At 59.5% G+C, this 22,985-nt stretch carries 17 protein-coding genes; 13 read left to right on the forward strand and 4 right to left on the reverse strand.

Going from position 1 to position 22,985, the window contains the following annotated elements; genetic code table 11:
• Positions 1-110 precede the first annotated feature (110 nt).
• The 9 genes from pqqB to WH277_RS24715 all read left to right on the forward strand — a co-directional run bounded on the left by pqqB (position 111) and on the right by WH277_RS24715 (position 11,804).
• Complete coding sequence (pqqB, locus tag WH277_RS24675) at positions 111-1,022, forward strand: pyrroloquinoline quinone biosynthesis protein PqqB (protein WP_339507282.1); 912 nt, start codon at positions 111-113, stop codon at positions 1,020-1,022.
• Positions 1,019-1,774, forward strand: a complete 756-nt coding sequence (pqqC, locus tag WH277_RS24680) for a pyrroloquinoline-quinone synthase PqqC (RefSeq protein ID WP_339507283.1) — start codon at positions 1,019-1,021, stop codon at positions 1,772-1,774. Before pqqB ends, pqqC begins: the two co-directional genes overlap by 4 nt.
• 20 nt (positions 1,775-1,794) lie before the next feature.
• A complete protein-coding gene (gene pqqD / locus WH277_RS24685; RefSeq protein ID WP_238337039.1) occupies positions 1,795-2,052 on the forward strand; it encodes a pyrroloquinoline quinone biosynthesis peptide chaperone PqqD in 258 nt (85 codons plus the stop codon).
• Complete coding sequence (pqqE, locus tag WH277_RS24690; protein WP_339507284.1) at positions 2,039-3,187, forward strand: pyrroloquinoline quinone biosynthesis protein PqqE; 1,149 nt, start codon at positions 2,039-2,041, stop codon at positions 3,185-3,187. Before pqqD ends, pqqE begins: the two co-directional genes overlap by 14 nt.
• Positions 3,188-3,190: 3 nt before the next feature.
• Positions 3,191-5,575 (forward strand): pyrroloquinoline quinone biosynthesis protein PqqF, encoded by a 2,385-nt coding sequence (pqqF, locus tag WH277_RS24695; RefSeq protein ID WP_339507285.1) that lies wholly within the window; start codon positions 3,191-3,193, stop codon positions 5,573-5,575.
• Between the two features lie 174 nt (positions 5,576-5,749).
• Complete coding sequence (locus WH277_RS24700) at positions 5,750-6,637, forward strand: ChaN family lipoprotein (protein WP_339507286.1); 888 nt, start codon at positions 5,750-5,752, stop codon at positions 6,635-6,637.
• On the forward strand, positions 6,637-7,434 hold the full coding sequence (locus WH277_RS24705; RefSeq protein WP_212813312.1) for a TonB family protein: 798 nt from the start codon (positions 6,637-6,639) through the stop codon (positions 7,432-7,434). The genes WH277_RS24700 and WH277_RS24705 overlap by 1 nt, the downstream gene beginning before the upstream one ends.
• A gap of 27 nt (positions 7,435-7,461) precedes the next feature.
• Complete coding sequence (locus tag WH277_RS24710; RefSeq protein WP_339507287.1) at positions 7,462-9,585, forward strand: S9 family peptidase; 2,124 nt, start codon at positions 7,462-7,464, stop codon at positions 9,583-9,585.
• Positions 9,582-11,804, forward strand: coding sequence for a TonB-dependent receptor domain-containing protein (locus WH277_RS24715; protein ID WP_339507288.1), 2,223 nt, complete (start codon positions 9,582-9,584; stop codon positions 11,802-11,804). The genes WH277_RS24710 and WH277_RS24715 overlap by 4 nt, the downstream gene beginning before the upstream one ends.
• Before the next feature lie 42 nt (positions 11,805-11,846).
• Here the strand turns inward: WH277_RS24715 and WH277_RS24720 are convergent, their stop codons facing one another.
• Together WH277_RS24720 and WH277_RS24725 are read right to left on the reverse strand one after the other, a co-directional pair.
• Positions 11,847-13,610, reverse strand: coding sequence for an ABC transporter ATP-binding protein (locus WH277_RS24720; protein ID WP_133842448.1), 1,764 nt, complete (start codon positions 13,608-13,610; stop codon positions 11,847-11,849).
• Positions 13,597-15,372, reverse strand: a complete 1,776-nt coding sequence (locus WH277_RS24725; RefSeq protein ID WP_339507289.1) for an ABC transporter ATP-binding protein — start codon at positions 15,370-15,372, stop codon at positions 13,597-13,599. Before WH277_RS24725 ends, WH277_RS24720 begins: the two co-directional genes overlap by 14 nt.
• A gap of 169 nt (positions 15,373-15,541) precedes the next feature.
• Between WH277_RS24725 and WH277_RS24730 the strand changes: the two genes are divergently transcribed.
• The 3 genes from WH277_RS24730 (at position 15,542) to WH277_RS24740 (ending at position 19,956) form a co-directional block, all read left to right on the forward strand.
• On the forward strand, positions 15,542-16,492 hold the full coding sequence (locus WH277_RS24730) for a helix-turn-helix domain-containing protein (protein WP_425268840.1): 951 nt from the start codon (positions 15,542-15,544) through the stop codon (positions 16,490-16,492).
• A 101-nt stretch (positions 16,493-16,593) separates the two neighbouring features.
• Positions 16,594-17,814 (forward strand): MFS transporter, encoded by a 1,221-nt coding sequence (locus WH277_RS24735; RefSeq protein ID WP_133842446.1) that lies wholly within the window; start codon positions 16,594-16,596, stop codon positions 17,812-17,814.
• Between the two features lie 129 nt (positions 17,815-17,943).
• Positions 17,944-19,956: a TonB-dependent siderophore receptor gene (locus WH277_RS24740; protein WP_339507290.1), complete on the forward strand. Its 2,013-nt coding sequence runs from the start codon at positions 17,944-17,946 to the stop codon at positions 19,954-19,956.
• Positions 19,957-20,068: 112 nt separating this feature from the next.
• Here WH277_RS24740 and WH277_RS24745 read toward each other — a convergent pair whose 3' ends face one another.
• On the reverse strand, positions 20,069-20,653 hold the full coding sequence (locus WH277_RS24745; protein ID WP_339507291.1) for a TetR/AcrR family transcriptional regulator: 585 nt from the start codon (positions 20,651-20,653) through the stop codon (positions 20,069-20,071).
• 84 nt (positions 20,654-20,737) lie between these two features.
• A complete protein-coding gene (locus WH277_RS24750; protein WP_339507292.1) occupies positions 20,738-21,778 on the reverse strand; it encodes an aldo/keto reductase in 1,041 nt (346 codons plus the stop codon).
• A 179-nt stretch (positions 21,779-21,957) separates the two neighbouring features.
• On the opposite strand from WH277_RS24750, the gene WH277_RS24755 reads away from it, so the two are divergent.
• Positions 21,958-22,959: an NADP-dependent oxidoreductase gene (locus tag WH277_RS24755; RefSeq protein WP_133842442.1), complete on the forward strand. Its 1,002-nt coding sequence runs from the start codon at positions 21,958-21,960 to the stop codon at positions 22,957-22,959.
• Positions 22,960-22,985 lie beyond the last annotated feature (26 nt).

A 22,985-nucleotide genomic window follows, 5' to 3' on the forward strand; every position in this document is an offset into this window, starting at 1 on the left:
AATGCCTGGTCATCATACTTTGAGCTGCAACTGTAACTCGAACGATTCAGGCAAGTAATGTGGATGCCTGCGCTGTAGCAGGCATTTTTATTCCTTCTCCCGGTTTACCCATGAAAATCAAAGTCCTCGGCTCTGCGGCAGGCGGCGGTTTCCCGCAGTGGAACTGTCATTGTCCCAACTGCCAGGGTGTCCGTGACGGTAGCGTTCCGGCCACCGCACGTACCCAATCCTCGATTGCGGTCAGTGATAACGGCACCGACTGGGTGCTGTGTAATGCCTCGCCTGATATCTGCCACCAGATTGCGGCCAACCCTGAGCTGCATAAACAGGGCGTATTGCGCGGTACGGCGATCGGCTCGATTATCCTTACCGACAGCCAGATCGATCACTGCACCGGCTTGCTGAACCTGCGTGAAGGCTGCCCGCATTCCGTGTGGTGTACCCCGGAAGTGCATGCGGATCTGACCAGTGGCTTTCCGATCTTTACCATGCTGAAGCACTGGAACGGTGGATTAGTGCATCACGCCATCCAGCCCGCGGAACCCTTTTCCGTGGCCGTCTGCCCGGCACTGCGTTTTACCGCGATTCCGATCCTCAGCAATGCGCCGCCGTATTCGCCGTATCGCGGACGACCGCTGCCCGGCCACAATATTGCGCTGATGATTGAAAACACCACCACTGGCAGCAAACTGCTGTATGCGCCAGGCTTGGGTGAACCGGATGCTGCGCTACTGGCGTTGATGACGCAGGCCGACTGCCTGCTGATCGACGGCACGCTGTGGCAGGACAACGAGCTGGCTACCACCGGCGTCGGGCGTAATACCGGCCGTGATATGGGCCATCTGGCGCTGGGCGAAGAGCAGGGGCTGATGGCGGTACTCAGCGAGCTGCCTGCGCAGCGTAAAATCCTGATCCATATTAACAACACCAACCCGATCCTTGATGAGTCCTCCGCTGAGCGCCAGGCGCTGACCCGGCGAGGCATTGAGGTCAGTTATGACGGCATGAGTATTGAACTATGACCAATCCGACGTTGATGACCCCGCAACAGTTTGAACAGGCGCTGCGCGATCGCGGCGCTTATTACCATATCCATCACCCGTTCCATATCGCCATGCATAACGGTGAAGCAACGCGTGAGCAGATCCAGGGCTGGGTAGCGAACCGCTTTTACTACCAGACCAGCATTCCGCTGAAAGATGCGGCGATTATGGCGAACTGCCCGGACCCGCTAACCCGACGTAAATGGGTGCAGCGCATCCTTGACCATGATGGTCAGGGTGACAGCGATGGCGGTATCGAAGCCTGGCTGCGGTTGGGTGAGGCGGTCGGTCTTGATCGCGAGGTGCTGCTGTCTGAACAAATGGTACTGCCCGGCGTGCGCTTTGCCGTTGATGCCTACGTCAGTTTCGCCCGCCGCGCCGTTTGGCAGGAAGCGGCCTGTAGCTCACTGACCGAACTCTTTGCCCCACAGATCCACCAGTCGCGCCTGGACAGCTGGCCGCAGCATTACACCTGGATTGAAGAAGAGGGCTACGGTTATTTCCGTGGCAGACTCAGCCAGGCGCGCCGCGACGTGGAGCATGGCCTGCAACTGGCGCTGGAATACTGCGACACGGTGGAAAAACAGCAACGTATGCTGGAAATCCTGCAGTTCAAACTCGATATTCTGTGGAGCATGCTGGACGCCATGACCATGGCTTACGCCCTTAACCGCCCGCCGTACCATACCGTCACGGATCAGCCGGTCTGGCACAAAGGAAAACTGCTGTGATCAATGAACAAACTACCCCGATGTTTCGTCGCGGTTACCGCCTGCAGTGGGAAGAAGTGCAGGGCTGCCATGTGATCCTCTACCCGGAAGGCATGGCAAAACTGAACGACAGCGCCACGATGATCCTCGAGCTGGTGGACGGGCAACGTACGCTGGCAGAGATTATCCAGGCGCTGAACACCCGTTTCCCGGAAGCGGGCGGCGTGGATGATGATGTGAAAGATTTCTTCGCCGCCGCGCGTGAACAGAAGTGGATTATTTTCCGTGAACCCGCTTAATCCTGCTGTAAAACCGCCGCTGTGGCTGCTGGCCGAGCTGACCTATCGCTGCCCGTTGCAGTGCCCGTACTGCTCTAACCCGCTGGACTTTGCGCAGCAGGAAAAAGAGCTGACCACCGCGCAGTGGATCGAGGTGTTTAAACAGGCACGGGCGATGGGCGCAGTGCAGATCGGCTTCTCCGGCGGGGAACCGCTGGTGCGTAAAGATCTGCCTGAACTGATCAAGGCCGCGCGCGATCTGGGTTTTTACACCAACCTGATCACCTCCGGGATCGGCCTGACGCAGAAGAAGATCGATGCCTTTGCCGACGCCGGGCTGGATCATATTCAGATCAGCTTCCAGGCCAGCGACGAAGTGCTGAATGCGGCACTGGCAGGGTCAAAGAAAGCCTTCCAGCAGAAACTGGAGATGGCGCGCGCGGTGAAAGCGCACGGCTATCCGATGGTGCTGAACTTTGTGTTGCATCGCCACAATATCGACCAGATCGACCGGATTATCGAACTCTGCATCGAGCTGGAAGCGGATGACGTTGAGCTGGCAACCTGTCAGTTCTACGGCTGGGCGCAGCTCAACCGTGAAGGGCTGCTGCCCACGCGTGACCAGATTGAGCGGGCGGAAGCCGTGGTGCACAGCTATCGCGAGAAAATGGCCGCCAGCGATAACCTCGCGAACCTGCTGTTCGTCACGCCTGATTATTACGAAGAACGCCCGAAAGGCTGTATGGGCGGCTGGGGAGCGATCTTCCTCAGCGTGACGCCGGAAGGGATGGCGCTGCCGTGCCACAGTGCGCGTCAGCTGCCGGTGCAGTTCCCGTCGGTGCTGGAGCAGAGCTTACAGGACATCTGGTTTAACTCGTTTGGCTTCAACCGCTATCGCGGCTTTGACTGGATGCCGGAGCCTTGCCGCTCCTGCTCGGAAAAAGAGAAGGATTTCGGCGGCTGCCGCTGCCAGGCGTTTATGCTGACTGGCGATGCGGATAATGCCGACCCGGTGTGCAGCAAATCAGAGCATCACCATATGATCCTGGAAGCGCGTGAACAGGCCAACTGCACCAACATTCAGGTCAGCCAGCTGCAGTTCCGCAACCGCGCTAACTCTGAGCGGGTGAATGCTCAGCTGATCTTCAAGGTCTGACGCATGCAGCATCAACAGCGGCGCTTGCACAACGGTTTACGGGTTGAGTTGATCTCAGACCCGCAAGCCACGCGTGCCGCCGCGTTGATGCAGGTGGATGTGGGAAGCCATCATGAACCGGATGCCTGGCCGGGGTTGGCACATCTGCTTGAGCATCTGCTGTTTGCCGGCAGCCAGAGGTTTCAGGATGACCAAAGGTTAATGGCCTGGCTGCCCGCCCGAGGAGGGCGGCTGAATGCCACCACGCTCGGCAGCAGCACCGCGTACTTTTTCGAGTGCGGCCCCGAACAACTGGCCGATGCGCTGCCCCGCCTGACGGATATGCTGGTGGCACCGCTGTTGTCTGCCACCGCCATCCGCCAGGAAGTCGCGACCATTGATGCCGAATGCCGCCTGCTGGCTGACCATCAGGACACCTTGTGTGATGCGGCGCTGAGTGCCGCCTTTGCTGCCCATCAGTGGCAGCGCTTCCAGACGGGCAATGCGGCGGTTTTTGGTAACGACACAACCGAGTTGCGTGCGGCGCTGCAACAGTTCCATCAGCGCTATTACCATGCGGATACCGTGACGCTGTGGCTGCAGGGACCGCAGCCGATAGAAGCGCTGTTGCAGTTGGCCCAACAGGCCGCCGACGCTTTCCCGGTGGGCGCAGTCATGCCGCCCGAACTGCCCGCGTTAGTGCCTGCTGCTGAGTGTGATATCGCCCTGCAACTGAACGGTGCACCGCGGCTGCGCCTCTCTTTTCTGCTTGATCAGCGGATCGACGGCGGGCTGGTGTTGCTGCGCCAGCTTCTGCTGGATGAAGCGCCGGGCAGTCTGATGGCCATGCTGCGTGAGCAGGCGCTGTGCGACGGTGCCCGCCTGCTGCTGCCGTATCGCAGCGCACAGCAGACGGTGATCACCCTTGAACTGCTACTGGTGGAGGCCGGGGATGCCGACCGGGCTGAAGCGCGGGTGCATCACTGGCTGGCACAGCTGACTCGACTGACGCCAACGCAGCGTGCTCATTATGCGCAGTTGTCCAGCCGCCATTTTGCACAGTTGTCCGTGATGGATCAGCTGCGTGAAAGTGCCTTTGGTTTTGCCCCGGCCCGCACCGGGGGCGACGACGGCGCAGCACTGTTCACACGGCTTTCCGCCGCGCCCTTATCGCGGCTATCGATTACTGATAGCGCCCCATTGGCACAGCGCGATGTGCAGGGGTGGACGCTGGCCTGCCAGCCGGGAAGGCGTCCGGCGGTGCAGCCGGATGCAGCGGGTGAGGCGTTCGTGTTCTTTCCACAGCCACAGGCGTCTGCCTCCCCCGCGCTGCCTGCACGTCAGGTGTCGCTGCCCCATCATCGCCGTGATGAAACGCCCGCCGTGCTGCTACTCAGCCCTGAAGGCGACCTGCCTGCACACTGGGGGCTGGTCATGCAGGCCCGTCTGCGGGCGCTGGCGGCGGGCTGCGTTCATCGCGGGGGCGAGCTGGCGATCACTTGTCCGCAGGGGCGCTGGCTGATCCAGTTACAGGGAGAATCTGCGCTGATGGTCAACACGCTGGCATCGCTCAACGCACTGCTGGCGGATATCCCGCCTGCGGCGGTCGCACGCGGTGAGCGTGAGTTTCTGCGCCAGCGGCAGGCGCTGCACGATGATATTGCCGTGCGGGCGCTATTGGGTGCACTGCCGGAACGGTTGCAGATGCTGCACGCCCCCGCAGGCGATCGGACGCCGCTCAATCTCCCCTGGCGGGCGCTGCTGGAGGGCGGCGACCGCGAGCTGCATCAACAGCTGGCCTGCCTGCTGAGTGCCTTTCCGGCGCTGATCAATCCTGCGGTGAGTGCGCTGCCGCAACCCTTGCCCCCTCAGTCCGAATACCGGGTGGCGACCCGCAGCCCGGAGGCCGCACTGCTGCGCTTCTGCCCGCTGGTGGAAGAGAGTACGGCGTGCCTGGCCGCCTGGCAGCTGCTGGCGATGATTTATCAGCCGCTGTTTTTCCAGCGCCTGCGCGTGGAACAGAACATTGGCTATGTGGTGAGTTGTCGTTTCTATCAGGCAGCGGGGCAGGCAGGCATCCTGTTTGCGCTGCAATCCCCGTATCTCACCAAGGCAGAGCTGGCGGCGCGCATTGACCGCTTCCTGGTGCAGATGAATAGCGAGCTGGCAGCGCTCAGCGCAGAGGCGCTGTGGGAAACCTGCCAGATAGTGCTGGCGGAACAGCAGCAGGTGCCCGCCGGGCTGCTTGAGGCCAGCCGCTATCGCTGGCTGCGGGCGCAGCAGATCACGCCTCAGCCTGATATCAATGACCTGCGGGCGCTGACGCCTGACAGCGTACTGGCGTTCCATCAGCGCCTGCTGGCCGACGGTCAGCAGGCCTTGTATCTGGTTAACCATTCCCTTTTCTGATCGTTCTCCCTCCCTGAGGTTGAGTTAACACTCCTGACAACAATTCGTGCTATTTTTGCTAGCAGAATGTAAATGAGAGTGATAATCATATTGATCCTTATTTGCAAAAACACTAGTGTCTTGTTTTTTGCTGCCTTGCAGCGCCTTTTGGGGAGTCTTCGCGAGAAGACTGGCATGAAGCCACAGAAAAATATGATGAAAACAAAAATTGTTGCAGCCAGCCTGCTGGCTGCGCTTGCCTCGCTGCTTACCGCCTGCCAGCAACCAGCGGCTAAACCGCAGGCTGAACTCAGCCGTGCCGTGATGGAAACGTCGCACATCAGCCTCCTCAGTTCGCGCCAGACGCTATCGCCACAGGCGTTAGTTGAGCGCCTCAGCACGGCTGGAATGGTGATTGTCGGTGAAAACCACAGTGAGGCATCACACCATGAAATCGAACAGTGGCTGATGACCCGGCTGGCAGAAAAGCGCCCGCAGGGGAGTGTGCTGCTGGAGATGATCGCCAGCGATCAGCAGGCAGCGGTAAAAGACCTGCAACGGGGTCTGAAAGACAGCCCTTACATTCGCGAGCAGCGAGTGCAGGAGCTGCTGAACTGGAACAGCGGCTGGCCCTGGCCGCTGTATCGCGGCGTGGTGCTCACCGCGCTGTTTGCCGATTACCCGCTGCTGGCGGCGAATCTCAGCCGTGATGACGTCAACAAACTCTATGAAACACCGCAGTTCCCTCCCGGAGAACGCAGCAGCTCCCCGGCGGTGATCCGTGCGCTGTCCTCGGCCATTGTGGCGATGCACGATGGGAAAATGGATCGCTCTCAGCTCAAATCCATGCTGGCGGTACAGCAGAACCGGGACCGCATCATGGCGCAACAGCTGCTAAATGCCGCCAAACCTGCGCTGCTGATTGCCGGTAGCTACCACGCGGCCAAAAACCTCGGCGTACCACTCCATATGGCTGACCTTAACGGTCCGGCGCCAGTGGTGGTGATCCTTGCCGCCAGCGGCACAGAAGTGCAGGCCGCAGAGGGCGACTACGTCTGGTATCTCCCGGCGATGTCACCCTGATGGCCGTATTGCTGAACGAAGCGCATCTGCATGTCAAACAGCCGTGGAGCAAAGGCGCAGCACTCAGCCTGATCGCCCATCTGCTGCTGGCACTGTTTGCCGTTGTCACCTTTGAAAAACAGACGGTGGATCTGGCGGCTCCGGCTGCGGTGATGCTGGCATTTGCGCCTGAAGCGCAAACGGCTATCAGTCAGCCCACGCTGCCCACCGGGGTGAATCAGCAGCGCAAAGTGGATGCCTCAAAAGCGCAGGTGACACCGGAGAAAGTCGACACGCCGAAAGTGGTGGAGGCAGATGACGGTGAACTGGCACAGCTCAAACCCCGACCGCCCGCACCGAAACCGGTAAAAAAACGTGATGTTCAGCGTGAAAACCGGCTTAACCAGCAGGCGATGGCCGGGAATGCCACCGTTACCAGCCAGGCCGCGCCGCAGCCGCAACTGAAGCAGGCCGCGACCACGGCAGCCCCGGTAGAAAGCGATGCCGCGCGTAACGCAGAGGCGCAGATGACCTGGGAAGGGCTGGTGATGGGCGCGCTCAATCGGGTGAAACAGTATCCGGCGGATGCAAAGCGCCGTGGCCGTGAAGGGGTTGCCAGGGTGACATTTACCGTCAGCGACAGCGGTGCGGTGATTGCCAGCCAGCTGGCCGGTTCATCAGGCACCATTGCGCTCGATCGTGAAGCGCTGGCCATGTTGCAACGGGCATCACCGCTGCCGCCACCGCCCGCATCGCTACTGGAAGCCGGGCGCTATCGCATCACGCTGCCAGTAAGTTTCGATTTGAAGAAATCATGATTTCACGCTGACTGAGAGTCTTATTCCATGAAATACCTTTGGGTCCTGGTTGCCAGCATGATGTTGGCACCCTGTCTTGCTGCTACCGAAAAATCCACCTCTCCGCCTGTGGCACCGGTCACTGCGTTCAGCGTCACCACTCATGGTGATGTGCGGCAGGACAACTATCACTGGCTGCGTGACGATCGGCGCAAAGCCCCGGCGGTGATGGCGTATTTAGCGGCGGAGAACGATTACGCCGCTCAGCAGTCCCGGCGCTGGCAGACATTAACGCAGACCCTCTACCAGGAGATGAGTGCCCGCCAGGCGCAGGATAACTACGCCCAACCCTGGCAGAACAACGACGTGACCTGGCGCAGCACCTTTGCGCAGCACGCTAACTATCCGCAGTTGTTACGCCAGAAAAAAGGCAGTGACCGCTGGGATGTGGTGCTGGATGCCCGTGAGCGCAGCAAAGGGCATGCGTATTACAGCCTTTCGCGTTATGCGGTCAGTGAGGATAACCGCTATCTGGCGATTGCTGAAGATACACGCGGTGACGGGCAGAATCAGATCAGCGTGCTGGATATCCAGCGTCAGCAGTGGTTGCCTCAGTCCCTCAACAATACGTCTGGCGAGGTGGTATTCAGCCGGGACGGACACTCGCTGTTTTATGTGGTGAATCATCCGCAAACGCTGACGCCGTATCGGGTGATGCAACATACGCTGGCGGGCGACCGTCCCGATCGGCTGGTCTATGAGGAGCGGGATGAAAGCCTGTTTACCGGCATTGCCCGCTCGGCCTCCGGTGAGTATCTACTTATCCTGCTGAGCGGCAATGACACTTCAGAAGTACAGGTGCTGCCGCTGGCTGATGCCGATGCCCGGCCACAGCGGGTTCGCCAGCGGGTCAACGGTCAGGAGTATTACCTCGACCACAACAACGGTCAGTTCACCGTGCGCAGCAACCACGCCGACAAGCATTTCGGTCTTTATACCTTCCGTCAGCCGGGAGATGAGTGGCAAAGCCTGGTGGCCCCCGACGCTAACAGCGAGATAGAGAATTTCTTCCTGTTTGACCAGTGGCTGGTGGTGGCGCGCCGGGTGGACGGGCAGACCCGCCTGGCGAAGCTTGCCCTCTCCAGCGGTGAATGGCAGAGCCTGGATTTCCCCGACAAAAGCTATATGGCCCGGCCGGGAACGAATTCGCGCGCGGCGGCGGGCGTGTTTAATTACCTCTACTCCTCGCTGGATAAACCGCTGGGTTACTACCAGTGGGATTTGCGCAGCAATCAGACGCGCCTGGTGCATCAGAAGCAGCTTCCCGGTGTGGACCCGCGTCAGTATCAGAGTGAATTTGTCAGCGTCATAGCCAGGGACGGGCAGGCGATCCCGGTATCGCTGGTGTACCGCAAGGATCTGTTTAACAAAGGGAAGAATCCACTGCTGGTGTACGGCTACGGTGCCTACGGCATCAGCATGGATGTGGCCTTCAGTGCGCCGCGCCTCAGTCTGCTCGATCGGGGCTTCGTCTTTGCCATCGCGCATGTGCGCGGTGGGGGAGAGAAGGGGATTGACTGGTATCTCAACGGTAAGAAAACCCACAAGCAGAACAGCATCAATGATTTTAACGATGCCGCACAGGGGCTGGTTGCACAGGGGTTTGGCTCTGCCGGGCGACTGTACGCCATGGGCGGTAGCGCGGGTGGGTTGCTGGTGGCGGCGGCGGTTAATCAGGCACCCAAACTGTTCCACGCGGTGGTGTTGCAGGTGCCGTTTGTCGATGTGCTTAACACCATGCTGGACAGTTCGCTGCCGCTGACGCCACAGGAGTTTGAGGAGTGGGGCAATCCGGCGGATGCCAGCGCGTATCAGGCGATCAAAGCCTGGAGCCCTTACGACAACCTGCGGGCGCAGCCTTACCCCAGCATGCTGGTGACCAGCGGTCTGTATGACTCCCGCGTGCCTTACTGGGAGGCGGCAAAATACATGGCCCGCCTGCGTGCAGTGAATACCCGTCCGAATCCCCTGCTGCTGTTAACCACCAATATGCAGGCGGGCCACGGCGGCCATGCCGGCCGCTATTCGCGCCTGAAAGATTCGGCGCAGGCCTTCAGTTTTTTGATCTACAGCGATAACAACAATAATCATTCTTCAGGAGCACCGCGTTGAAACATTTATCCTTAGCCAACTGCGCGTTGGCAAGTTGCCTTGTTATACCTGCCGTCACCAGCGCTGCCGAAGGGGAAAAGGGCAGTACCGTTTTTTCAACTTTATCGGTATCTGACTCCAGTAAAGAAAAAAAGCAGGAGGATGTGGGGTCCTCTGAGCTGACCTTTACCACGCCGGGTGCCGTCAGCTCGCGCGTGGCGAGTAAAAAACTGCAAAGCCTCGACAGTACGCTGCGCAGCGTGCCCGGCACCTTTACCCAGCTTGACCCATTACAGGGTGCGGTAACCGTCAATGTGCGTGGGATGAGTGGGCTGGGCCGTGTCAACACGATGGTCGATGGCGTGACACAGACCTATTACGGCATGGCACCCACCAGCTACCACGCGGGCACCAACAGTTCGGCTGCGGTGTTGATTGACCCTAACTTCCTGGCGGGCGTGGATATTACGCGTGGTACCAGCGCCGGATCGCAGGGGATTAACGCGCTGGCGGGCAGTGCCAATATGCGCACCATCGGTGTTGACGATGTGGTGCAGGACCATCGCCAGGTCGGCGTGTTGACGCGCTTCTCGCTGGGCAATAACGGCATGGGGCGTAGCGGCATGACGGCGGTGGCCGGAAAAACAGAGACCTTCGGTAACGGCGGTCATCTGGGTGGTTTAGTTGGGTTAAGCCGCACCACCACCTATCCAACCTGGAAAAACGGTGCCGGGCAGGACAGTAAAGACCTGATTGGTGAAGACAGCAACTACATGAAGCAGGAGCCAAGGTCGCAGCTGTATAAGCTCGATTTCAGCCCGAACGCGGATAACAATATTGAGTTCAGCGCACGTACGTACGACAGTAAATACACGCGCCGTGACATCACCAGCGAAGATTACTACCTGAAGTATCACTTCTCGCCGCTGTCTGAGCTGGTGGACGTGAATCTGCTGCTCAGCAGCAGTCGTTCCAATCAGAACTATGAGTTTGACTCGATTTCAAACTTTAACAGCGCCTCCAGCACCAATAAATCCAACGCCATTGATGCCAGCAATACCAGCCGCTTCTCGCTGGCAGATTACGATCTCACCTTCCTGCTGGGCGGGAAGATCATTGATACCGACTACACGCGCCAGTTTCAGCAGGAATATGTCACCGGGCGCAATGCGTTTGCTCCCAGCGGATCGCAGAAGATCAGTGCTTTATATACCGGGCTGACGATCAATAAAGACATCTACCAACTGGATCTCAATCTGAACTACACGCGCAGCCAGGTGAACGGCGTGAAACCGGCCTGTGCTGATGATGAACGCTGCTTCCCGCAGGGCGAAGCGCGGCTGGATCTCGACCATAAAGCGGTTAACCCGTCGGTGACGCTGTCGGCCCAGGTGACGCCGTGGCTGCAACCGTTCGCCACTTACAGCCGCTCGTCACGCGCCCCTAACGTGCAGGAAGTGTTCTTCTCTAATGAAGGGGGCGCGTCAATGAACCCGTTCCTCAAGCCGGAGAAAGCCGAAACCTGGCAGCTGGGCTTTAACGTGGTGAAGGACGGGCTGCTGCTGCAAGACGATAAGCTGATGTTGAAAGCGCTGGCTTACCGTACGCGCACCAAGGGCTATATCGCCGGGGAATCCTTCTTCCTGTGCACCGACGGTGCGCTGTGTAAAGATATCGACAACTCAGCCAGCGGTTTTAACGCCCGTGTATTTACCAACTCGGCAACCCCGGTTACCGCCAACGGCTACGAAGCGGAGCTGAGCTACGATGCGCAAGTTGCCTATGTGAACCTCTCCTACAGTGAGCAGTACACCAACCAGCCGACCTCGCTGGCCAGCTCAACGCAGGATTTCGGATACGACGACATCAGCGACCTGCCACAGCGTTATGTGACGCTGGATCTCGGTGCTCGCTTCTTTGACCAGAAGCTGGTGCTGGGCAGCCTGATTAAGTACACCGGTAGATCGAAACGTCTTGATACCGAAGGCATTAATGTCGATACCAATTCCGTGCACAAGATCGATATGCCAAAGGTGCCGACCATTATTGATATCTACAGCAGCTACCAGGTGACGGACAATATGGAACTGCGCCTCACCGTGCAGAACGTGGCGAATAAGAACTATGCCGATGCGTTAAACCGTATGAATCAGGACTTAAGCAACGCCGCAGAAGGGGTGTCGATCAATACCACGGCACGCGGCCGGACGTGGGTCTTTGGCGGTGAATACCGCTTCTAAAACAGAGCAGGCCACCTTGCGGTGGCCTGTTCGTGACGGCGTTTATGCCCGGTTTCCCCAGCGTTTTACCGCCTGCTGAGCTTGCCATAATGCGCAGTATCTCCCGCCTTTTTGCAGCAGATCGCTGTGTTTTCCCTGCTCTGCCACGCGGCCCTGCTCCAGCACCACGATATGATCCGCCGCCGCGATAGTCGACAGCCGGTGGGCGATCACCAGCACCGTTTTATTCTGTACCAGATGATCAATTGCCCGCTGCACGGCGCGCTCGCTTTCGGTATCCAGTGCCGCGGTGGGTTCATCCAGAATCACCACCGGGGCATTTTTCAGCAGGGCGCGTGCCAGTGAAATACGCTGACGTTCGCCGCCGGAAAGATGCCCGCCCCTTTCCCCCATCCGCGTCTGCCAGCCCTGCGGCAGCCGTTCGATAAAGTCCAGGCAGTGCGCCTTACGCGCCGCGTCTTCAATCTCATCCTCGTGGGCATCCGGGCGTGCCATGCGGATGTTGTTAAACAAGGTGTCATCGAACAGATACACATCCTGGAAGACCACGGCGATCTGCTGGTACAGCGTTCGGGCCGGAATGTGACGAATATCCGCGCCGCCCAGCGTAATGCTGCCCTGCTGCGGATCGGCATAGCGCATGATCAACTGGCTGAGGGTGGTTTTCCCCGACCCGGATGGGCCAACCAGCGCGGTCATGCTGTTTGCCGCAAGGGTTAGTGAGATAGCCTGGAGTGCGGGGGCGTTGCCCTGCGCGTACTGAAAACTCAGGTTGTCGATGCGGATCGTGGCGTCCTGCGGTGTGGCGGCGGGCTGATGTACGGGCAGCGGCTCAACCGCCAGCAGGGCCTCAATCCGTTGCAGTGCGGTGGCGATCAGCTCGACGATGGTGGCGTAACCCAGGAGCGTGGTCATCGGCTCCGAAAAACGCACCATGATCACCACCAGGGCCGCCAGCACGCTGAGATCCAGCGTGCCGCTCACCACCTGATGTACCGTTATCATCACCAGGGCGATCAGGCCTATCTCCACCACGCTGCCGATGGCCACCTGGGACGCCGCGCCCTGACGATGTGCCGCGGTTTGTACCTGTTCCACTTGTCGCAGGCTCTGTTGCAGACGTTGCGCTTTTTCCGCGTGGCAGCAGCTGGTGCGCAGTAACGCTAATCCCTGCACATAGTCGACGATATCGGCGTGAGCAGCCTGTTGCGCCTGATCCAGCGCCTGCATGGCGGCACGCTGATGCGGGTTGCGTCGGCGGTAAAGCCAGGCAATGGCGGCAAACACCAGTAGCAGCATCAGCGACAAGCGCCAGTCGATAGCCAGCAACGTCAGCATCACGACCAGCGGCGTCACCGTCGCCAGCATGATCAGATTGGCAATCGCCACCGTGTAGTTCAGGTTCTCATCAACATTGCCCAGCAGCAGCGCACTGACTTCCCCGGTGCGCTGCTGTTGCAGGTGCTCCAGCGGCATACGTCTGAGCTGCTGCCCCAGCGCCATGCGGATTTCATGGGTCGCGGCCGCCATCTGGCCGTTGTACTCAAAGCCCTGGCCGAACCAGCGCAGCGTCAACGTCAGCAGGCTTAGCGCACTCATCACGGCCAGCCACAGCAGACTATCGGCGGGGGCGGAGTGGTTGAACAGCGCTGCCAGCAGCGGAAACAGGCAGGCCAGCGCCAGACCCTGCGCGGCGGCGGCCAACAGCAGCAGCAGAAAACTGCGGCGCAGCGCCGCTGACTGGCTTCCGGCCGCCTTGATCAGGCGCTGGTAGAGCTGAGGCAAAGAGCGGTCAGAGTGGTTCATCGGTGCGGCTCCTGTCGCTGATAGCCCAGTCGCGGGCCTGCTGATAGTGCTGCGTCATACGGGCGTAAATCCCGGCTTTTGCCAGCAATGTTTGATGCGTGCCTGCCTCGGCCAGCTGGCCCTGTTCGAACACCAGGATCTGATCGGCATCGCGGATGGTGGATAAACGATGGGCGACCATCAGCACGGTTTTACCCTGCATCAGCTGCGAGAGGGCGGCGATCAGCGCGGCTTCATTCTCCGCGTCGGCAAAGGCGGTGGCTTCATCGAGGATCAGAATGGGGCGGTTTTGCAGCAGAGCGCGGGCAATGGCAATGCGCTGCCGCTGACCGCCGGAGAGGGACGCGCCGCGCTCACCCACGTGGGTGTCGTAGCCCTGTTCCAGCTGCATAATAAAGTCGTGCGCCTGCGCGGCGCGGGCGGCATCCATCACCTGCTCGCGCGTTTTTTCCGGCTGGCCGAGGCGGATATTGTTGAGCAACGTATCGGCAAACAGGAATGTCTCCTGCGCCACCCAGGCTATCTGTTGCATCAGGATATCGGTGGACAGCGTGCGAATATCCACGCCGCCCAGCAAAATGCGGCCGTGTTGCGGATCGCGAAAACGTGGGATCAGGCTGGCGATACTGCTTTTTCCCGCCCCGGACGGGCCGACCAGCGCCGTCACCGATCCCGCAGGCAGATGGAAACTCACATTATGCAGCACCCGCCTGTCGAGATAGTCCAGGCTCACCTGCTCAACGGTGACGCTGGCATCAGCGGGGGCACAACCCTGCTCCGGGGCATCCATCACCGGCAGCCGCAGCAGATCCTGAATACGTTCGATACTCAGCCGCGCCTTACTGACCATATGGTTCAGCATCATCATCGGCATGATCGCCTCCGCCATGCCGCTGCCCAGTAACAGCACTGCCGCCCACTGGCTGAAGGAGAGCCCATCCTGCTGCCAGAGTCCGTAGCCGCACCACAGCAGCACCAGCAGTGTTGGCAGCGGATTCAGTACGGCAAACGACAACCGGGCGGCAATGCCGGCCTGGCGATACCAGGCGGTGATCACCGCCAGATAGCCCTTCAGTGCCTGCTGATAACGGCTGAACGTCTCCGTGCCGCTGTCAAAGGTACGCACCACCGGCATCGCCTGTACAAATTCAACAATTGCGCTGCTGACGCGCTCCCGTGCCTGGTTGTAGTGCTGCCCCATCGACCCGGCGTTGCGCATCGCCAGCGTGAGTACCGCGGCACCCAGCAGCAGCAGTGCTATCCCGGCCAGCGCCAGCCGCCAGTCGAGCCACAGCAACAGCAGCAGTGTGGCGAGGGGAGCGACGAACGCGCGGGCATACAGCGGCGTGCTGTCGGCGACAAAAATGTGCAGTGCTTTGACATCGTCCTGCATAATTTTCGACAGGGTGCCACTGTCATGGTGCTGGAGCTGTCCCAGCGACAGGCTGGCAAGATGCCGGGCAAGCTGGTTGCGCAGGATGGTTTCCAGCCGGAACGCAGCATAGTGCGACTGATTAAACGCCTGTAATTTCAGTAAATAGCTGGCGAGCAGGCATCCCAGCGTGCCTGCCAGTGGCCAGACGGGCCAGCGTGCAGGTGCCAGGCTCAGTGCCTGGATCACCTGGGCCAGCATCCAGAGTGATGCGGTGCCCGCCAGCGCCGCCAGCGCGGCAAGACACATGGCGCGATGCACCTGAGCACGCACCGGATGCATGATTTGCCAGTGGTGGGGGGATGTTTGAGGCTGGGGGGATGGCGACATCTCATCACTCTTTGTGCCGCGCCGGACATTGCTGGAAAACTGTGCAAATCATCTCGACGCCTGGGATAAAGTCGGTAATAATAACTATTCTCAATTGCGTATCTACCCGATTCGGTGCTTTTATCCCCCCAATCGGGTTGTAGTCCCGGAGATATCCCCGATGACCTCGTTGCAACCCTCGCTCCCTTCAGAGCCAGAAGTCTCGATCCTTAACCTGATTGGCGGCTCGCCTGTGCAGTCACAGTCGGATGCGGAGTGCAGTCTGCTGCGGGTGACGTTGCAGGAAGGGATGGATGTGGTGCTGTGGCGTGGGCAGTTACGCGAACCGATGGCGATGAATATTCGCGATGACTGGGGACGGGTGAACTTCACCTGTTCGCTAAAAGGGAACTCCAGCTTCGCGCTGGCCGGGCGCAGCGGCGATCTTATCCTGCGTCAGGGCGCGGGTTGCATCAGTTACACCCACGACTGTAAGGGGACCTCGGTGCATCAGGGGCAGTTTGCCAGTGTCACCGTCTCAGTGGCACCGCATCTGCTGGCCGACTGGCTGCCGGATCTGGACCGCGTGTTGCAGCAGAAGCTGGACAACGATCGCTTCTGCGATCCCTGTTACTGCGATGCGGAAATGCGCGCCACCGCGCAGACCCTCGGCCATGCGCTGGAACGGCTACAGCGGCCGACAGCGGGCAGCCAGCCGCGCTCCCCGCTGTGGCTGCTGGGGCAGAGCCTGGTGCTGATAAGCCATGCCGTTGAAGGGCACCGCCGGGGCGAAGTGCCGCCGGACACCTTGAGCCTGGCCGAGCAGCAGCGCCTGATGACAGCGCGCGATCTGCTGCTTTCTGACCTCTCTCAGGCACCCACGATTGCAGAACTGGCGCGCGCCACCGGCCTGAGCGTGCTGAAGCTGAAACGTGGCTTCCGGCTGCTGTTCAGTAACAGTATTTACGGGCTGTTTCAGGCGGAACGTATGCATGAAGCGCGTCGCCGCCTGTCCGTGACCGGCGTGCCTGTGATGGTGGTGGCCGCCGATCTCGGTTATGCCAATGCCAGCCATTTTACCGCCGCGTTTCAGAAGCAGTTTGGTGTCAACCCGTCGGCGTTTAAACGCGGTATTTCCTGATGCCGCCCCGATCCGGGTAGAAACAGAACGTCTGCGGGTAGCGCGCTGACCCCCAGAAGATATGCTTGCGCCTTCCCCGTTGTCTGCCAGGATTTTTTGCTATGACCCGCTACCTGCCTTACTGGAGCCTCTATCTTCATCAGGGGATGATTACCGCGTTGATTTTACAGGGCGTTGCGGGCTATTTCCGCTATGCCGGCCTCGACCTCGCGCAGCTGAGCTGGCTGTCGTTAAGCCTGCTGCCGTGGGTGGCGAAGTTCCTCTGGGCACCCTGGGGCGAGCGCCATGCGCTGCCGCTGCGCGGGGTGCCGTATCTGGGCAGCCTGGTGATCCTGCAACTGGCGATGGCGGTACTGCTGCTGACGCTGGGTTTTATGCCGCCGACACAGTCGGTGCTGCTGATTGTGCTGGCACTGATGCTGCTGGCGCTGTTCTCTGCCAGCCATGATATCTACGCCGATGGCCTGACGCTGTGTACCACCAACAGCGACAGCCGCCCGGCCGCCAATGCGGCACAGGTGGGCGGCAGCTATCTGGGCATGTTTGCAGGCTCGATGGTGTTTCTTTCCGTCGCGCAGTTCAGCGGCTGGGGGGCGGGCTTTGCGGTGATGGCGTTGTTTTCACTGCTGCTGGTGGTGGTGCCGCTGCTGACACGTTATCCGGTCAGCCTGCGCCCGGCGCAGCAGGCGGCAACGCTCTCCTTACGCGATATCACCGCGCTCTGGCCGGTGCTGGCGTTCACCGCCGTTTACTACCTGGCGATGCGCGGCATGATGGCGTTGCAGACGGTGATCCTCATCGACCAGCATCTCAGCTTGTCGGCGCTTGGCCAGACGCTGACGCTCTACAGCACGGTGGCCAGCGGGGCCGGGATTGTGCTGGGTAATCTGCTGGCAAAACGCCTGGGGGCGATCCATTGCCTGCTGCCGGTGATGATGCTGCATGCGCTGCTGGCGGTGATCCTCGCCTGTGGCTACGCGCAGTTCAGCCTGATCGCCTGGCTGGTGCTGTTTGGCGCGGTCAATCTGGCGGCGGCCATCGGTTTTGTCACCCTGTATAACGTGCTGATGGGGCTGGTGCGGCCGCATCAACCCGCGTCTGACTATGCGCTGTTCCAGTCGGTGGATGCCGCCGTGGCGCTGCTGGCTTCCTTCGGGGCATTGCGTCTTGCCCATCATGCCGGGTATCCGTTCACCCTGATGACCATTGCGCTACTGGCGGTGGCCTGTCTGTGGCCCGCAGCCCGCCTGCGCCGTCGCCTGTCAGCGCAGTTCGACATCCGATCCCTGCCAGCGGACTCATCCGTCGCGAGACAAAATTAAACGCCAAAACCGATCGAGGTAGTAATAAAACGGTTACGGGTAGCACGTTTTTTTTGAATGATTATCATTAACTTTTACCATTTCACGCACGCCCGATGAGGCGTGCGATTGTTACAGGGATCTGGGTTTATGTTGATAAAGCGCCTCTCTCCGTTGGCCCTTACCGGCCTTTTTCTTTCGCCTTTCCTGCACGCCGCCACCACCGAAGACACGCTGACGATCACCGCCAGTAAACAGTCTGCTACGGCTGCCTCATCACGCAACGTCTCCGCAACGGTGGTGACCGCGCCCGAGCTGAACGATGCCGGGGTGACCAGCACCGATAAGCTGTCGCGTGTATTGCCGGGCTTAACCATGCAGAACAGCGGCAGCCTGATTTTCCAGTCGGTTTCGCTGCGCGGCGTCTCTTCGGCACAGGATTTCTATAATCCGGCGGTGAGCTTTTACATTGACGGCGTACCGCAGCTTTCTACCTACGCCATGCAGGCGCTGACCGATGTCGACAGCGTTGAGATGCTGCACGGCCCGCAGGGTACGCTGTACGGGAAAAGCGCCCAGGGTGGCATTATCAATATTGTCACCCATCAACCGGACAGCACGCCGCGTGGCTACATTGAAGGCGGCATCTCCAGTCGTGACGGCTATCGCAGCAAAATCAATCTGAGCGGGCCGATTGAAGATGGCCTGCTTTACGGCAGCGTCACGCTGCTGCGTCAGGTCGATTCCGGCTCCATCACCAACCCGGAAACCGGCACGGACCACCTCGGCGGCAGCCGCGCCAACGTCGGTAATGTCCGGCTGCGCCTGGCACCGGACGACCAGCCGTGGGAGATGGGCGTCAGCGTGACCGAAGAGTGTACGCGCGCCACGCAGGATACCTATCTGCCTTATGACGCGGTGAAAGGGCGCACGTTAAGCGTCTCGCCAGGATCGTCCGATCCGTTGCTGCGCCGTTGTACTCATAGCCAGGCGCTGACCGGGCTGTACACCACCGACGACTGGAAATTTAACCTGACCAGCGCCTGGCAGCAGCAGAACTACTCGCGTGAGTTCCCTTACTCTGCCTATAACGTGCTGTTACCTGAGCGCTGGAATCAGGATGTGCAGGAGCTGCGTGCGGCAACCTATGGCGGCGGCCGTGCGGTGGATATGGTGTTTGGGCTGTATCGTCAAAACACCCGTGAGAAACTGCATTCCGAGTATCAGTTTGGCGGCGCTCCGGTGATGTCGCTGGATTCGTACACCGCAGCGGAGACCCTGGCGGCCTACAGCGATCTCACCTGGCATGTTACCGATCGTGCCGATCTCGGGGCGGGCGTACGTGTTTCCCACGACAAAGCGAAAACCCGTTACAACGGCGACGCGGGCGGCTTTATCTACGGCGATAACAACACCACTCGCGATGATCAGGTGCTGGGCCAGGTTTCAGCGGGTTATCAGCTGACCCCGGATTTACGCGTTTACACGCGTGTGGCGCAGGGCTATAAACCGGCCGGATTCAGTATTACTAAAACTGCAGGCACCTCGGCCGATGCGTATAGCGCAGAGAAATCGATTAACTATGAAGTCGGCTCGAACTACCAGCACGGCGATGTAACCCTGCAAGGTGCGCTGTTCTATACCCATACCAAAGAGATGCAGCTCTACTCCGGGCCGCAGGGCGCGCAGGTGCTGAGTAACGCAGGCAGCGCCGATGCCACCGGGATTGAACTGAGTTCCGCCTGGCAGTTCGCGCCGGGCTGGCGCTGGGATGTGAACGGCAACTATGTGCGTTCGCAGTTCACCGGCGACAGCGAGCTGTATCAGCATAACGATGTGCCGCTGGTGCCACGTTTTGGTGCCGGAACCAGCATCAACGGGATGATCGATACACCGTTTGGTGCGCTGATGCCGCGTCTGGCGATTAATCTGGTTGGGCAGCACTACTTTGACGGTGACAACACCCTGCGCCAGGGCGCTTACAGCACCACCGACCTGCGTCTGGGCTGGCAGGCGACCGAACGGGTGAATATCGCGGGTTATATCAATAACCTGTTTGATCGCCGCTACCGCACTTATGGCTTTGTCAGCGGTACTGAGGCTTATGCGCAGGTCAATGAAGGCCGCACCGTAGGCATGGATGTGCGCGTCGATCTGTTCTGATTCAGCGGATAAGCGGTAACGAACCACCCGGCGCGAGAGATGGCGCCGGGTGGTTTTTTTATGGGGGGGGCAGACAATTGAGCGCGGGTATTTCTTTCTGCATCATCGGAGGCTATTTCTTCTCTGCCAGCAGCGCTGCTTTTGCGGCCGTCAGGAATTCATCTGACAGGTTATCCCCGGAGGTGGCACGTGCCAGCGTCAGTGCGCCGATAAGCAGGGAAAACTGCACCAGAGCATGCTGACGACGCTGTGCTTCATCATCGATATCCGCAACCGACTCCAGCATTCCCAGCATGCCTTTCACGCCGTCGAGATACACTTCACGTACCGGTTTATCCGCGCTTTCCCTGGCGATATCGCTGGCTAACGCCGTAATGGCACAGCCATCCTGTACGCCATCCCGATGAGCGGGAGAAAGATAATGTTCGGCCAGTGTGCGCAACGTGTGATGATTCGGCTGCTGATTGATCGCCTGCCAGCGCGCCGCAGAGTCGTCAAAGGCCTTGCGGCTGGCGATGGCGGCCAGCTCATCTTTTGACTCAAAGTGCCCGTAAAAACCGCCGTGCGTTAACCCGGCGGCGGCCATCAAATCATTGACGCTGACGCCGTTTAATCCCCGCTCACGGAAGAGCTGCGAAGAGACCTTGATAATCTCCTCGCGGTTACGCTCCATCTGCTGTTTAGATACACGGGCCATCGTCTGCTCCTGTTGTTTGAGGGCATCATCTTAGGGGATGTGTCTCGCACCATCAATAGATGATGCCCTTCATCAATAACTCACTCAGGCCCGCGGCCAGGCTTTGACAAACTCACCGTCGCCTTGTGCTCTCGGCAGGGTGCTGGCAATCTGATCGTGTGGCGTGCCTGCTGAAATGGCGCTGACGGCATCCAGTCGGGCAATCTGAGCGTTATCTAACCTCACTTCCAGCGCCTGTAATGTGTCGTTTAACTGCGCCAGATTACGGGAACCGAGGATGGGGATCAGGCTGGTACTGGAACGCGCGGCTTTGTCTTGCAGCCACGCGATGGCCACTTGAAGTGGCAGGACATTCAGCTCCCCGGCGACGGCAAAAACGGTATCCAGCAGCGTGGTGTCCTGTTCGGTATGCACCAGCCGCCCGCCGAATCCGGTGAGGCGTCCTTCGTTACTTTGACGGTATTTTCCTGTGAGCAGACCGCCGCCAAGGGGTGACCAGAGTGTCGCTGCCAGCCCAAGTGCTTCAGCCATTGGCAGCAGCTCTCGCTCGGCGGTGCGCTGCACCAGGCTGTATTCCACCTGAATGCCGGCAATGCGCGACCAGCCGCGCAGTTCAGCGATTGTGTCTGCCCGGGCAATGCGCCAGGCGGGGAAATTGGACAATCCGGCGTACTGGATCTTACCTGCGCGCACCAGATCGTCGAACGCACGCACGATCTCCTCGAGTGGGGTGAGCTGGTCGTCAAAATGTGCCCACAGCAGATCAATACGATCTGTTTTCAGTCGCTTAAGGCTGTTTTCGACCGACTGGATCATATTTTTACGACTGTTGCCGGTACGCGAGATGCCCGGCTCTGGTGAGGCGCTTAAGCTGTATTTTGTGGCGACAACGAAGCGGTCGCGCTCTGCGGCGATAAACTCCCCGACTATCTCCTCAGACTGCCCAAACTGGTAAGCGTCTGCGGTATCAATAAAGTTTCCACCGGCTTCGACGTAGCGGTCAAAGACCTGTTTTGCTTCTTCTCTTTCTGAACCGTAACCCCAGCCAGTGCCGAAGTTTCCGGTGCCCAGTGCCAGTGCAGAAACGCGTAAACCGCTGTTACGACCAAACGTGGTGTAGTTCATGCTATTGCCCTCGTGGGTTTTAAATGTTGTTTGACATTTATTATATATGTCATACATCATCTAAAAACACAATGATGATAACCATCATCTATAAAACCCACAAAAGAGAGCAAACGATGAACACGATCTCCGTCGTTCTGATCACGGTTGCCCCATTCGACATCGAGGTCTGAACAGTGATGAAAGCCTTTATTATTGAGGGTTACGGCAGCAAAAACGGCGGGCGCATCGCTGATAGACCTGAACCCGAATTGCGGGCGGATGACGTGCTGATCCGGGTGCAGGCAACCAGTGTGAATCTGCTGGATGCCAAAATTCGCAAAGGCGAGTTCAGGCTGATCCTGCCGTATAAACTGCCATTGATTTTGGGTAACGACGTGGCGGGCGTGGTGGTGAGTGTCGGGCCTGAGGTGACCCGATTTCGTTCTGGCGACCCGGTTTATGCGCGGCCTGCCCAGCAGCGAATTGGTACCTTTGCGCAGTATATTGCGGTTAACGAGCACGATCTGGCGTTAATACCTGGCAATCTCAGCATGGAAGAAGCGGCCTCCCTCCCGCTGGTCAGCCTGACGGCCTGGCAGGTGCTGGTGGAGACCGCAAAACTGAAAAAAGGGCAGAAGGTGTTGATTCATGCCGGTTCCGGCGGCGTGGGCACCATTGCCATCCAGCTTGCCAAACATCTTGGCGCTTTCGTTGCCACCACCACCAGCACAGCCAATGTGGCATGGGTGAAAGCGCTGGGGGCTGATGTGGTTATCGACTATAAAACGCAGGATTTTGCCACCCTTCTTCATGACTACGATGTGGTGCTGAACAGCCTGGGCGGTGATGTGCTGGCAAAATCGCTGCAGGTGCTGAAACCTGGCGGCCAGCTGATTTCCATCTCCGGCCCGCCAACCCCGGCATTTGCCACGGAACAGGGGCTCTCCTGGGGGCTGAAGCAGGTGATGCGCCTGCTGAGTTTCCGCATCCGGAAGCAGGCTAAACGGCGCGGCATCCGCTATTCGTTTGTCTTTATGCGCGCCAGCGGGGCGCAACTCAGTGAGATTAGCGCACTGGTGGAGGCCGGGGTGATTAAGCCAGTGGTGGACCGGGTATTTCCCTTCGCCGAGATCAAAGAGGCGCTGGCCTATGTTGAGACCGGGCGAGCGAAAGGGAAGGTGGTGGTGCGGGTGGAGTAGGTTGATCGGAAAAATGAACCGCCCAA

This window comes from Erwinia sp. MYb416, from assembly GCF_037479575.1.
In the GTDB taxonomy this organism is placed as follows: domain Bacteria; phylum Pseudomonadota; class Gammaproteobacteria; order Enterobacterales; family Enterobacteriaceae; genus Erwinia; species Erwinia rhapontici.

Coding starts and splice junctions, on each gene's coding strand:
- WH277_RS24720 (WP_133842448.1), bottom strand. CDS start 13,610: ATGAACCACTCTGACCGCTCTTTGCCTCAGCTCTACCAGCGCCTGATC.
- WH277_RS24705 (WP_212813312.1), top strand. CDS start 6,637: ATGGCCGTATTGCTGAACGAAGCGCATCTGCATGTCAAACAGCCGTGG.
- WH277_RS24710 (WP_339507287.1), top strand. CDS start 7,462: ATGAAATACCTTTGGGTCCTGGTTGCCAGCATGATGTTGGCACCCTGT.
- WH277_RS24725 (WP_339507289.1), bottom strand. CDS start 15,372: ATGTCGCCATCCCCCCAGCCTCAAACATCCCCCCACCACTGGCAAATC.
- pqqD (WP_238337039.1), top strand. CDS start 1,795: ATGTTTCGTCGCGGTTACCGCCTGCAGTGGGAAGAAGTGCAGGGCTGC.
- WH277_RS24750 (WP_339507292.1), bottom strand. CDS start 21,778: ATGAACTACACCACGTTTGGTCGTAACAGCGGTTTACGCGTTTCTGCA.
- pqqC (WP_339507283.1), top strand. CDS start 1,019: ATGACCAATCCGACGTTGATGACCCCGCAACAGTTTGAACAGGCGCTG.
- WH277_RS24735 (WP_133842446.1), top strand. CDS start 16,594: ATGACCCGCTACCTGCCTTACTGGAGCCTCTATCTTCATCAGGGGATG.
- pqqF (WP_339507285.1), top strand. CDS start 3,191: ATGCAGCATCAACAGCGGCGCTTGCACAACGGTTTACGGGTTGAGTTG.
- WH277_RS24740 (WP_339507290.1), top strand. CDS start 17,944: ATGTTGATAAAGCGCCTCTCTCCGTTGGCCCTTACCGGCCTTTTTCTT.
- WH277_RS24745 (WP_339507291.1), bottom strand. CDS start 20,653: ATGGCCCGTGTATCTAAACAGCAGATGGAGCGTAACCGCGAGGAGATT.
- pqqB (WP_339507282.1), top strand. CDS start 111: ATGAAAATCAAAGTCCTCGGCTCTGCGGCAGGCGGCGGTTTCCCGCAG.
- WH277_RS24700 (WP_339507286.1), top strand. CDS start 5,750: ATGAAGCCACAGAAAAATATGATGAAAACAAAAATTGTTGCAGCCAGC.
- WH277_RS24755 (WP_133842442.1), top strand. CDS start 21,958: ATGAAAGCCTTTATTATTGAGGGTTACGGCAGCAAAAACGGCGGGCGC.